The sequence below is a fragment of the Micromonospora sp. NBC_01655 genome (assembly GCF_026339755.1).
In the GTDB taxonomy this organism is placed as follows: domain Bacteria; phylum Actinomycetota; class Actinomycetes; order Mycobacteriales; family Micromonosporaceae; genus Micromonospora.
Genome location: NZ_JAPEQF010000001.1, coordinates 3,707,537 through 3,719,719, shown reverse-complemented (window position 1 = coordinate 3,719,719; position 12,183 = coordinate 3,707,537). Strand labels below are relative to the sequence as shown.

Genomic DNA, 12,183 nt, shown 5'->3' with positions numbered 1-12,183 from the left:
ACGGTTCACCGTTGCGTACGCAGCCGCTGTAACACCCCGTCGCGGCGGCGGTGTCGCGCCTCGACCGCCGGGTCAACCCGATCCCGGGCAAGCTGACGGAGCGCCTCGTCCCGGGCGTGGATCGCGGCCAGTTCTTCCGGGGAGTACACGCGTTCGGTCAAGGTCTGGGCCGGGGAGTATCCGTGATCCCTGAGGGACTCCGCCGCCGCTTCCTCGACGAGACTGACGAACTCCCGGTGCTCCGGGCGCCGGTACTTCCCCACGTTGTCAGCGAGGACCGGGGAGTCGAGGTTCATCCACAGAGCCGACAACCGAGGCGCACCGATCGCGTCGTCGCGGCGGTGGAAAGCCAGGGCGTCCTCCCGGAACGGGAGGCCGAGGAACGTACAGATTCGGCCCAGCTCACCTTCGGCATCGGCGACCAACGCCTCGTACCGCACTTCCCGCCAGTGGTCGGCGGGCGCCCGCTGCCGCCATCGTGCCGCAGCCGCCTGGTCCCGGGCCCACGCTCGCCCGATGACCCGGGGGTCCTTGGGGCCGATCGGTGCCGAAGCAAACGATAGGGCCACGTCCCGGGGATCGCGCACCAGGTGCATCACCCGTATGTCTGTCGCCGCTGCCTGCACGAGATCCGCGTGGTGCATGTTCTCCAAGTCCTTCGAGACCCAGTGCGTACGGCCACAGCGCGCCGCGCCGGCGTCGTAGACGGCCCGGAACACCTCGCCCAGGTCCGCTCGCCGGCAGCGCTTGAGCACGTCGCCGACCTCGGGTGGACCGTCCGGCCAGGCCAGCACGTTCACCTTGACCATGGCGAGGACGTCCTCGACGAGCCGGCCCAGGCCGAGACCGCCCGGCCCGAGGTAACTGACCGACATGGGCCGGAAGTCGGCGATGAGATGTGTGGAGGGCGGGGCGAAGACGCCGAGTTGCGCCAGCATCAGCCTGAGCATGTTCGACCCCGACCGCTGGGTTCCCACCATCTGTACGCGGACGAGGTCGGTCACGACAGGCGCTCTCGCAGCATCCTGGCCGCCTTCCGGGGCAGGAGCAGATTCAGGTACACACCGGCGCCCACTTCAACGCCCCCCGACCGTTTGATACCTCCGTGCGGGCGGTGCAGGGGCAGCAGTTCGATCCGCAGGTGGTGGCGGGATTGGTGTCCCTTCGGGGCCTGCATGATGGTGAGAAGGTACTGCGGCATGACACCGTCGTCCGAGAGACAGGCCCGCAGCGCCGCGGAGAGCGATGTGGCCAGATCGTCCACTTCGGCGAAGTTCAACCCGGACAGCGTGGGGACGTGCCGGTCGGGCACGAGAACCATCTCGAACGGTAGACGCGCGCTCGGCGGCACCGCCACCGACGTCAGGGATCCCCGATGCACCAGCAGTTCCTCGGCCTCTCCGCGAGGTGGAGGGCAGAACCGACAGTCCGCCTCGGAGACGGTGAGCCGGCGGGGCACGAATGGGAAGGCGATGAGCTGACCGTGGGGGTGGGCGACGGTCGGTCCGAAGTGGTCGCCGCGAGCTTCGAATCCGAAGACCGCCTGCACCAGAGGATCAGCCAACATGCTATCCGTACACTCGGCGATCTGGCGCAGCAGAACGGCCAGTCGCGACACGGGCTGATCGACCAGCCGGCCCAGGTGATCGCTGGTGTACAGGAAGACATCGTGCAGCCCGTAGGCCATGTGCTGGTCCGCGTCGGCGTCCCGGCGCACCACCGGAAACCGGCTCGGCATCAGGAGTGTCTCGTAGTGCTGCGGCGCCTCGACACTCCCTGGACAGAATGGACAGGACTGAGTGCTGTGCCGAGCATCGCCCAGGTCCGCCTGGGCCATGACGCCCTCTCGGCCCGGGACCTGAATCGTCCATTCCTCCTCGACCGGATTCCAGCGACCCACCGCGTGTCGGTCCACCAGGCTCTCCCATGATCAGGACGGCACTCGCCACACCCGACGCCCGTCGTCAACCAGGAGTTAGAAGAATGTCACCTGGTGTCAACGGCCGCCGCTGACCAGTCAGGTGACGACGGTGGCGCTGGGGTGGGCGTTGACGGAACGGCGGACCATCACGTGGCGGCGGGGCGGACTCCGGTCAGGCGGCGAGGGCGGCGTAGCGGCCGGCGCGGTCGAGCAGGCCGTCGTGCGTGCCGGACTCGACGATCCGACCGTGGTCGAGGACGGCGATCTGGTCGGCGTCGCGCACGGTGGAGAGCCGGTGGGCGATCGTGATCGTGGTACGTCCCCGGGACAACTCGTCGAACGCCCGCTGCACGGCGCGCTCGGTCTCGGTGTCCAGCGCGCTGGTGGCCTCGTCGAGGACCAGCACCCGGGGGTCGCGCAGCAGGGTACGGGCGATGGCGAGGCGCTGCTTCTCCCCGCCGGAGAACCGGTGCCCCCGCGAGCCGACCATGGTGTCGTACCCGTCGGGCAGGGCGACGATGAGGTCGTGGATCTGGGCGGCGCGGGCCGCGCCCTCGATCTCGGCGTCGGTGGCGTCCGGCCGGGCGTACCGCAGGTTCTCCCGCACGGTGGTGTGCAGCAGGTACGTCTCCTGGCTGACCACGCCCACGACGGCGGCCAGGTCGGTCAGCCGCAGGTCACGCAGGTCGACGCCGTCGATGGTGACCCGGCCGGCGGTGGGGTCGTGCAGGCGGCTGACCAGAGCGGCGAGGGTGCTCTTGCCCGAACCGGTGTGCCCGACCACGGCCAGGCCGGTGCCGGCCGGCACGTCGAGGGTGACCCCGGCGAGGGCGGCGGTGTCGCTGCCCGGGTACGTGAACGTGACGCCCTCGACGCGGACGTGGCCGCGGACCCGGCGCGGGTCGATCTCGACCGGCCGCTCGGGGTCGGCGACCTCGACGGGGAGGTCGAGGTACTCGAAGATCCGGGCGAACAGCGCCATCGAGGCGGTGAGCGAGACACCCACGTCGAGCAGGCCCATGAGCGGCCGGAACAGCCCGCCCTGGAGGGCGGTGAAGGCGACCAGGGTGCCGATGCTCAGCGTGCCGGCGGTCCCGGGGAGGCCGGCGCCGAGGTAGATGAGCGCGGGGATGGCGGCGAAGATGACACTCATCGAGGCCATCCGCCAGCGGCCGGCCAGGTCGGAGCGCAGTTCCAGGTCGACCAGGCGGGCCGACGAGGCGGTGAACCGGTCGACGAGCGCGGCCCCCGCGCCGAGGGTCTTGCTGAGCTGCACGCCGCTGATCGACAGCCCTTCCTCGATGGTGACGTTGAGGTCGGCCAGCTCCCGCTGCCGCTGCGCGGTGATCTCCCGCCGCATCCGGGCGACCCGGCGGGTGAGCCAGATCGACGGGGGAAGCACGACCAGGGAGATCAGCGACAGCCGCCAGGACAGCGCCGCCATGGCGACGGCGGTGGCGACGACCGTGGTGAGGTTCGACGCGACCGAGGTGGCGGTGGAGGTGACCACCGTCTGCATGCCGCCGATGTCATTGGTGATCCGGGACTGCACCTCGCCGGTGCGGGTGCGAGTGAAGAACGCGATCGACTGGCGGTGCAGGTGGGCGAAGACGTCCGTGCGCAGCCGGTGCATGACCTGCTGGCCGACGCGGGTGGAGAGCCAGGTCTGGATCACGCCGAGGGCCGCGGTCACGACCGCGACGGCGACCATGCCGAGCACCAGCCGGGCCAGCAGCGACAGGTCGCGCTCCGGCAGGGCCCGGTCGATCACGGTACGCAGCAGGAACGGCGACGCCATGGCGACGACCGAGGAGGCCACGATGATCGCGGTGACGGTGCCGAGCTGCCAGCGGTGCGGGGCGAAGAGCCGGCCGATCCGGCGCAGCGACACCTGTCGGGCCTGGGCCTTCTCGGCGGGGCTGACGGTGCGGGGATCGCCCCGGCCCGCACGATGGGTGGGGGGTGTGTCCAAGGGGGTGCCTTCCGGTGGGGAACGATGATGCTGAGGTTACCTCATCATGAGGTGACAACAGGAAATGCTGCTACGGTATTCCGGTGACCGCCGACGACCGCGCATCCGGTCCGGAGCACCCTGCCCGGGCGGGCGAGGAGAGCGCCGGAGCGGGCGAGGAGAGCGCGGGGGCGCACGAGGAGGGCCTGGCCGAGAGCTTCTGGGCCGTCGCCCGGCGGCTGCGTCACCTGTCCCGGCAGACCCTCGAACCGTGGGCGATCAACCCTGGGCACGCCCGCGCGCTGGGCGTGCTGACCCGGCACGGCCCGATGCGGCTCAGCGCGCTCGCCGAGCACCTGCGCATCGCGCCGCGCTCCACCACCGAGGTGGTCGACGGGCTGGAGGAACGAGGGCTGGTCGCCCGCCGTCCCGACCCGGCCGACCGGCGGGCCACCCTGGTCACACCGACCGCCGAGGGCACCCGGGTCGGGGCGGCGATCCGGGCGGCCCGGCACGCGGAGGCAGAGCGCCTCTTCGGCGGCCTCGGCCCGACCGACCGGGCCCACCTGGCCCGCATCCTGCGCACCCTGCGCGACTGACCGTCCCCCGGCCGGGACGGGCCGCCGCCTGGCAGGTCAGCCGGTGCGGCGGCTGGCCAGGATGGCCAGGACCTCGGCGCGCACGCGGTCCGGCTCGCCTACCAGCCTGCGGTGGGCGAAGCGGACGACGAGGATGCCGCGGGTGGCCAGCAGCGCGTCGCGGCGCAGGTCGACCTCCCGCTGCCGGGGATCACCGTGGGTGGTGGCCCCGTCCAGCTCGAAGTCGACCCGTTCCCGCTCGGCGTAGACGTCGAGGTACATGGTGCGCCCCTCGATCCGCACCCGGAACTGCCGCCGCAGACGGGGCATCGCCGGGCCGGTGAAGACGTGGTCGTGCCCCCACACCTCCAGCGGGCTGCGGCAGCCGGCGGCCAGCCGGTCCAGCAGCGCGCGCAGTGCACCACGGCGGGTGAGCCTGGGCGCCCCGGCGAGCGCCGCCTCGACCCTGGCCGGGGTGGTCAGGCCGTCGTTGACCGCTCGGATCAGCGGGGCGGGGCGGTCGACGGCTGGCAGCAGCGGCCAGGCGTCGACCAGCGCCCGTTCCAGCCGGGCGACGGTCACGCCGCGCCGGGTCACAGCGTGCGGGGGCGCCGCGACGAACCCACGCCGGTGGTGCAGCACGAGGTACGGCCGGCAGCGCAGCCCCGACCCGGCCGGCACGTCGAGGTGCACCGGCTCCCCGTCGGGTTGCCCGCGTACGCCCCAGGCGTGCAGGGCGGTGAGCCCGCCGAGCGCGCCGCGCCCGGCCCCGTACGCCAGCGCGGCGCGGTGCCGCAGCTCGGCCGGGAACCGCGCGAGAGGCGGGACGGGCGGCGACGCATCGGGCGGAAGTCGGTGCCGCGAAGGGGCGCCGGACGGGTGCGCCAGCCGAGCGTCGACGTACACGCCGGGCAGCACCCGGAGCAGCCGTCCCGCCTCGCGTGCCTGGCGCAGCACCCAGGCGGGCACCACCTGGGTCGCCAGTGACTGGGTGAGCAGCCCGTCATGGCGGTCCAGCAGTGATTCCAACTCGGCGTTCACGCCGCCGACGGTGTCCCCCGACGACCTCGGCCACAACCCGCCCTGTGGACGGCGCACCACCTGTGGACGGGCACCAGCCACTCCCCGGACCTGCTACGGAACCATGATCGGGCAACCGTGATCGTCTGCTGATTTCGGAGCCGACACGCCGGCCGGAGTCTCCGAAATCAGCAGACGATCACGGGGCGGGCACGCGGCGGGGCGAGTACGCGGCGGGGCGAGGCGGCCGAGGTGATCGCGGCGGCCGTAACTCCCCCACGTCGCCGCCAGCGACACCCCCTCCGGGAGGAAAGATGTATCGCTGAGCCAGGCGTCGATGCGTAGCTGGATCGCCCGCATCGTATAAGCCGAGTCTGATATAAAGGGCGGGTGCATGCCTTCGACGTCCTCGGCGAGCCGGTACGCCGGCGGATCCTGGAGCTGCTCGCCGAGGGCGAGCGCAGCGCCGGGGCCGTCTGCGAGGTGATCCGGGCGGAGTTCGGCATCTCCCAGCCGGCCGTGTCCCAGCACCTGAAGGTGCTGCGGGACAGCGGCTTCGCCACCGTGCGACCGCAGGGCGCCCGCCGGCTGTACGCGGTCAACCCGGAGCCGCTGCGCGAGGTCGACGACTGGCTCGGCCACTTCCGCCGGTTCTGGACGCCGCCGCTGCACGCCTTGGCCACGGAGCTGGCCCGGGGCCGCCGGGAACGCCGGCTGGCCGCCGAGGAACCCGGAGAGGACATCCCACGATGATCGACGCGACCCACCAGATCAGCACCGTGCAGCGCCGGATGGGCAGCCGGGTGCTGCCGGCCGGCAAGGCCCGGGTGCTCACCATCAGCCAGACGTACGACGCCCCGGTCGAGGACGTCTGGGACGCCTGCACCAGCCCCGAGCGCATCCCGCGCTGGTTCCTGCCGGTCAGCGGCGAGCTGCGGCTGCACGGCCGCTACCAGTTCGAGGGCAACGCCGGAGGCGTGGTGCAGCGCTGCGACCCGCCGGAGAGCTTCGCCGCCACCTGGGAGTACGGCGGCGAGGTGAGCTGGATCGAGGTGCGTCTCACCCCGGAGACCAGCGGCCGGACCCGGTTCACTCTGGAGCACGTCGCGCACGTCGACGACGTGAGCTGGGCCCACTTCGGGCCCGGCGCGACCGGCATCGGCTGGGACATGGGGCTGCTCGGGCTGGCCACGTACCTGCGCATCGGGGGCGAGGACGCCGGCATACCGGAACAGGGCGCGCAGTGGGCGGCGTCGGCCGAGGGGCGGGAGTTCATAGCGGCGAGCAGCCGGCTGTGGGCCGAGGCCGACGTGGCGGCCGGCACCGACCCGGCCGAGGCCGCCGCGGCGGCGGAACGCGTCACGGCGGCGTACACCGCCCCGGCGGGCTGACCGCCCGGCCGAAATCCGGCGGCGCGCCGTCGGGGTGACGGGGCAGACTGTCGGCCATGTCGCCTCGATCCGTCGCCGACCTGGTGGCCCTGCACGACGCCGGCGCCCCGGTGAGATACCTCCCCTTCTGGGGCCACCGGCCCCGGCGCGACGGCTCCGTCGGGCCGGGCTGCCTGAGTCAGTGGTGGCCCGCGCCGTTCACGGTGGACGGTCGGGTCTTCGACACCGCCGAGCACTGGATGATGTGGCGCAAAGCCGTCCACTTCGGCGACGACGCGGTGGCGGAGCAGGTCCTCGCCGCCGGGCACCCGCAGCGGGCCAAGGCCCTCGGCCGCCGGGTGCGCGGCTTCGACGAGGCCGTCTGGGCGGCCCACCGGTACGACGTCGTGGTGGCCGGCAGCGTGGCCAAGTTCGCCCAGCACGCGGACCTGCGCGCGTTCCTGCTGGCCACCGGCGACCGGGTGCTGGTCGAGGCGAGCCCGGTGGACCGGGTGTGGGGCGTCGGCCTGGCCGCCGATGACCCCGCCGTCGAGGATCCGGCCCGCTGGCGGGGCGACAACCTGCTCGGCTTCGCCCTGATGGACGCCCGGGCGGCCCTGCGCGCCTGACAGGCGGCGACCGGCCCGGCCCCTGGACGGGGGCCGGGCCGGCGGGCCCCGGGGCGACCGCTCGCCCCGGTCGCGCCCGCGGGTCGAGGACGGTCAGGCCGGGCGCTGGTCGAGGACGGTCAGGCCGGGCGGGGGACGAGGACGGTCAGGCCGGGCGCTTGTCGTGCGGGACGGTGACGGTGACGGAGCAGCCCACCGGGCGACCGATCTCGTCGTGGCCGGCGTACCGCAGGGTGTAGACCCGGTCCCCGCCGTTGCCGGCGCGTTCGGCGCGCAGCCGACCGGCGGTGTCCGGGGTGCCGGTGACGAACCCGGCGACGTCGGCGGCGTCACCGCCGGTGACCTCGGCCAGGGTGAAGGCGCGCGGGCCGAGCACCCCGTCGGGCAGGTCGACGGTGACGGCGACGTCGACGAGTTGGTGGTTCGGCGGCCAGAGCACGGGCCGGTCCACCGCGCAGTCCAGCTCCCTGGTGGGCACCGGCGCGGGCAGGGCGGCCACGGCGTGCCCGATCGTCGCGGTGAGTCGGCCGCCGGCCTCGTAGTACATGTGCGCGGTGCTTCCGTCGAAGTAGAACGTCGGCGCGGCCGAGCGGCCGAGGTCCGGGGCCCCGGCCAGGGAGTCGTGCACGACGCCGAGATGTACCTCGCGGTCGAAGTTCTCGCCGACGTCGACGGCGTGCATGTTGCCGTCAGCGGCGTGGAAGACCACCAGGTTGCGGCCCTGCCAGCGCAGGAAGAACGGACCGGAGGCGTTCGGCCCCTCATCGCCCTGCGGGGTGACCATGGGCTCCGGCTGGATCGCCCAGTTCCGGGCGTCGTTCGACACCGCCCAGCGGATGCGCCGGGACACCGGGCCGGTCGGGCCGGGCAGGGCGGCCGTGGGGTTGTCCATGAACAGCATCAGGTACCGGGTGCCGAGCCGGGGCACCGACTGCTCGAAGACCCGGGCGTAGGAGGTCTCCCCGCCGGTGGTGCTGTTCCGGCTGATCGCGGTGCCGCCGTAGTCGAAGTGGACGCCGTCGGTGGAGGTCGCGTACCGGGTGATCGAGTTCTCGCCGTGGAAGTAGAGGAAGAGCTTGCCCTCGCCCTCGACCCACACCGCGTGCGGTGAGGAGACGTGGCTGACCGTCGGGTAGTGCGGCAGCCAGGTGTTGCCGACCAGCGGGTTGGCCGCGTACTCGGTCCACGGGCCGTCGATCGAGTCGGAGTAGGCCAGGGAGATGCCGCCGGGCCGCTCGTGCGGGGCGTAGTACAGGTAGTACTCGCCCAGCGGGTCGGCGAAGTAGTCGGCGGCCCGGATGACGCTGGGGAAGATGAACTCGTTGGTCGGGTTGTAGGAGAGCTGGCTCTTGTCGAACGCGGTCCCCGCGTAGCTGAACCGCGGGAAGTCGACCTCCGGGCCGCTGGCGGCGGCGGGGGCGGTGCCGGTGGCGGCGACCAGCAGGCCGACGCCGGCCAGCGCGACGGCGGCGCGGCGCTGCGGGGACGCGGACAGGTGCCTCATGTCGTCTTCCTCATCTCTGCGGTGGTGGGACTCTCGTCGGCGGTGGGCGCGCCGCGGTGGGGCCTGCCTCAGGTGGTGGAGCATCCTTCGGGCGGTCGGCGCCGCGGTGCGGGTGGGGTGGGACGGCGACGCCGCCGGGCGGGCACGGGGTGCGCTCCGGCGCTCCGGCCCGCCGCCCAGCGACGTCACGCAAGGTGAACAGGGGGTGGTCGACGGGGCCGCATGCGACCCCGTCGAGGTCTGCTAATACGTATTAGCATCTATGCTTCTCCGATGTTCGCCGGCCGGCCAGCCCGCTGTCAAGGGGGCGGTTCGATCTCCGTCCGAAACGGCCGGGAGCGGCGGAGGCGCGTCGGGCCCCGCAAGCTAATGCGCATTAGTCCAGGGACTTCATCGCGAGGAAATCTCCGGGAACTCTTGACATCCCCCGGGAGCAGAGGCCAGAGTCCTCCCCAACACCGATCGCTAATACGCATTAGCACCCCCCGGAGGACTCCCCCGTGCCCTCTTCGCCGCGCCGCGTCACCCAGCGTGACATCGCCCGCCTGGCTGGCGTCAGTCAGGCCACCGTGTCCCTGGTGCTCAACAACCGCTCCGACGCCGACGTGCGGATCGCGCCGGAGACCCGGGGCCGCGTTCTGCGGGCCATCGAGGAGACCGGCTACGCCGCCGACCCGGTGGCCCGGCGGCTGGCCGCCCGGTTCAACCGGATCATCGGCGTGTTCACCTACGAGCCGGCGTTCCCCAGCGGCAGCCGGGACTTCTTCCACCCGTTCCTGCTCGGCATCGAGGAGTACGCCGAGCGCGTCGGCTGCGACCTGCTGCTGTTCACCAGCGCCCCGGTGGTCGACGGGCGGCGGCGGATCTTCCACCAGGACAACCGGCTGCGGCTGGCCGACGGCTGCCTCCTGCTCGGCCGGGAGATCGACGCCGCCGAGCTGCACCGGCTCAACCGGGACGGCTTCCCGTACGTGGCGGTCGGCCGGCGCGACGACGCCGGGGGTCCGGTGCCGTACGTGGGCGCGGACTACGCCGCGGCGGTGAGCGCCCTGACCGAGCGGGCCCTCGGCCGCGGGCACCGCCGCCTGGCCTACCTGCCGATGGGCACCAACGCCGAGTCGTCCGAGGACCGGCGACGCGGCTTCGTTGCGCACAGCGGCGCGGTGGAGAGCGCCCGGGAGCTGCCCGGCGCCGGTAGCCGCGACGTCGGGGCCGTCCTCGACGACCTGCGCGCCGACCGGACCACCGTGGTGTTCGTGGAGGACTTCGCCACGGCGGTCGCCCTGGCGCAGGCCGCCCGGCTACGCGGGCTGACGGTGCCCGGCGACCTGTCCGTGGTCACCCTCGGCGACCCCACCGTTCCGGTCCCCACCGCGCTCACCTTCACCGGCTTCCTCATCCCCCGCGAGGAGATGGGACGCCAGTCCGTCGAGCTGCTGACCTCGGTCATCGACGGCAGCGCCGACGGCGTCGGGCAGCGCCTGCTGCCGTGCGAACTGGTCGAGGGGGACACCCTCGGCGCCCCCGATCCGGCGGTCGGCCGCTCCTGAGCGGCGATCGCGCAACTGGAAGGAAGCAAGTGGTATCGATGCGTGCGGACGTCCTCGTCGTCGGCGGCGGGCTGGGCGGGGTGGCGGCGGCACTGGCCGCTCTCCGGGCCGGCCGGAGCGTCATCCTGACCGAGGAGTTCGACTGGCTCGGCGGACAGCTCACCAGCCAGGCGGTTCCCCCGGACGAGCACTCCTGGGTCGAGCAGTTCGGCGTCACCGCCAGCTACCGGGCGCTGCGCACCGGAATCCGGGACTACTACCGGCGGCACTTCCCGCTGACCGAGCGGTCCCGGGGCTGGACCGACCTGAACCCGGGGGCCGGCTGGGTCAGCCGGCTGTGCCACGAGCCCCGGGTCGCGGTGGCGGTGCTGGAGCAGATGCTGGCGCCGTACCGGGGGTCCGGGCGGCTGACCGTGCTCCAGCCGTACCGGCCGGTCTCGGCGGCCTCCGACGGCGACCGGGTGACCGGGGTGACCGTCGCGCACCGCGACCGCCCGGACGAGCTGGTCGAGCTGACCGCCCCGTACGTGCTGGACGCCACCGAGACCGGTGAGCTGCTGCCGCTGGCCGGCGTCGAGTACGTCACCGGCTTCGAGTCGCGGGAGGAGACCGGCGAGCCCAGCGCCCCGGCCCAGGCGCAGCCGATGAACATGCAGGCCGTGTCGGTCTGCTTCGCCCTGGACCACGTCGACGGCGACCACACCATCGACCGCCCGGCCGGGTACGACTTCTGGCGCGACTACAAGCCGGACTTCTGGGGCGATCGGCTGCTGTCCTGGCGTTCCCCGCACCCGCGCACGCTGGAGATCACCGAGCGCAGCTTCACCCCGAACCCGGACGACGACCCGCTGGCGGTCAACGCCGACCAGCGGCTCAACCCCGGCGACGGCAACCTGTGGACGTTCCGGCGGATCGCCGCCCGGCGCAACTTCGTCGACGGGGCGTACGGCAGCGACATCACGCTGGTGAACTGGCCGATGATCGACTACTTCGAGGGCCCGGTCATCGACGTGCCGAACGCGTCCTGGCACCTGTCGAAGGCCCGGGAGCTGTCGTACTCGGTGTTGTACTGGATGCAGACCGAGGCGCCCCGGCCCGACGGCGGCACCGGCTTCCCCGGGCTGCGGCTGCGCGGCGACGTCACCGGCAGCGCCGACGGCCTGGCCCAGGCCCCGTACATCCGCGAGTCGCGGCGCATCCGGGCCGAGTACACGGTCGTCGAGCAGGACCTGTCGCTGGCGGTGCGCGGCGCGCACGGCGCGGTCAGCTACCCCGACTCGATCGGCGTGGGCATGTACCGGATCGACCTGCACCCGTCGACCGGCGGCGACAACTACATCGACGTCGGGTCCTGCCCCTTCGAGATCCCGCTCGGCGCGCTGATCCCGCAGCGGGTGGAGAACCTGCTGCCGGCCGGCAAGAACATCGGCACCACGCACGTCACCAACGGCAGCTACCGGCTGCACCCGGTCGAGTGGAACGTCGGCGAGGTCGCCGGCCTGCTCGCCGACTTCTGTCTGGAGCGGGGCGAGTCCCCGCGCGCGGTCCGCGACACCCCCCGTCTGCTGGCCGACTTCCAGGACCGCCTTACGGCGGCCGGCGTGGAACTGCGTTGGCCGCAGATCGCGGGCTACTGAACACACCCCCGGTGAGGAGAAGA

General features: G+C 72.9%; 11 protein-coding genes. 6 read left to right on the top strand and 5 right to left on the bottom strand.

Features of this window, described 5'->3' with window-relative positions; translation table 11 throughout:
* Positions 1-5: 5 nt before the first annotated feature.
* From OOK41_RS17145 to OOK41_RS17135, 3 genes are all read right to left on the bottom strand, one after another.
* The gene (locus OOK41_RS17145; RefSeq protein WP_266267849.1) at positions 6-980 is read right to left on the bottom strand and encodes a sulfotransferase; all 975 of its coding nucleotides are present in this window, start codon (positions 978-980) and stop codon (positions 6-8) included.
* 20 nt (positions 981-1,000) lie between these two features.
* Positions 1,001-1,915, bottom strand: coding sequence for a hypothetical protein (locus tag OOK41_RS17140; RefSeq protein WP_266265922.1), 915 nt, complete (start codon positions 1,913-1,915; stop codon positions 1,001-1,003).
* A 178-nt stretch (positions 1,916-2,093) separates the two neighbouring features.
* Entirely contained in the window at positions 2,094-3,893 is a 1,800-nt protein-coding gene (locus OOK41_RS17135) for an ABC transporter ATP-binding protein (protein ID WP_323136173.1), read from the bottom strand.
* Between the two features lie 185 nt (positions 3,894-4,078).
* Here OOK41_RS17135 and OOK41_RS17130 point away from each other — a divergent pair, with 185 nt between their 5' ends.
* Entirely contained in the window at positions 4,079-4,471 is a 393-nt protein-coding gene (locus OOK41_RS17130) for a MarR family winged helix-turn-helix transcriptional regulator (protein WP_117669327.1), read from the top strand.
* 36 nt (positions 4,472-4,507) lie between these two features.
* Here OOK41_RS17130 and OOK41_RS17125 read toward each other — a convergent pair whose 3' ends face one another.
* Positions 4,508-5,491 (bottom strand): DUF559 domain-containing protein, encoded by a 984-nt coding sequence (locus tag OOK41_RS17125; protein ID WP_266265921.1) that lies wholly within the window; start codon positions 5,489-5,491, stop codon positions 4,508-4,510.
* A gap of 369 nt (positions 5,492-5,860) precedes the next feature.
* Between OOK41_RS17125 and OOK41_RS17120 the strand changes: the two genes are divergently transcribed.
* From OOK41_RS17120 to OOK41_RS17110, 3 genes are read left to right on the top strand one after another with little or no spacing between them, the layout of a single operon-like run.
* Positions 5,861-6,223 carry a helix-turn-helix transcriptional regulator gene (locus OOK41_RS17120; protein ID WP_117669261.1) on the top strand — a complete coding sequence of 121 codons (363 nt, stop codon included), beginning with the start codon at positions 5,861-5,863 and terminating at the stop codon, positions 6,221-6,223.
* Entirely contained in the window at positions 6,220-6,861 is a 642-nt protein-coding gene (locus tag OOK41_RS17115) for an SRPBCC family protein (protein WP_266265920.1), read from the top strand. Before OOK41_RS17120 ends, OOK41_RS17115 begins: the two co-directional genes overlap by 4 nt.
* A 56-nt stretch (positions 6,862-6,917) precedes the next feature.
* Complete coding sequence (locus OOK41_RS17110) at positions 6,918-7,469, top strand: NADAR family protein (RefSeq protein ID WP_117669263.1); 552 nt, start codon at positions 6,918-6,920, stop codon at positions 7,467-7,469.
* Between the two features lie 145 nt (positions 7,470-7,614).
* Here OOK41_RS17110 and OOK41_RS17105 read toward each other — a convergent pair whose 3' ends face one another.
* Positions 7,615-8,973, bottom strand: a complete 1,359-nt coding sequence (locus tag OOK41_RS17105) for a hypothetical protein (protein WP_266265919.1) — start codon at positions 8,971-8,973, stop codon at positions 7,615-7,617.
* A gap of 500 nt (positions 8,974-9,473) precedes the next feature.
* Between OOK41_RS17105 and OOK41_RS17100 the strand changes: the two genes are divergently transcribed.
* Both OOK41_RS17100 and OOK41_RS17095 read left to right on the top strand, forming a co-directional pair.
* Positions 9,474-10,523 (top strand): LacI family DNA-binding transcriptional regulator, encoded by a 1,050-nt coding sequence (locus OOK41_RS17100; protein WP_266265918.1) that lies wholly within the window; start codon positions 9,474-9,476, stop codon positions 10,521-10,523.
* A 38-nt stretch (positions 10,524-10,561) separates the two neighbouring features.
* On the top strand, positions 10,562-12,160 hold the full coding sequence (locus tag OOK41_RS17095; protein ID WP_117669265.1) for an FAD-dependent oxidoreductase: 1,599 nt from the start codon (positions 10,562-10,564) through the stop codon (positions 12,158-12,160).
* Positions 12,161-12,183: the final 23 nt, after the last annotated feature.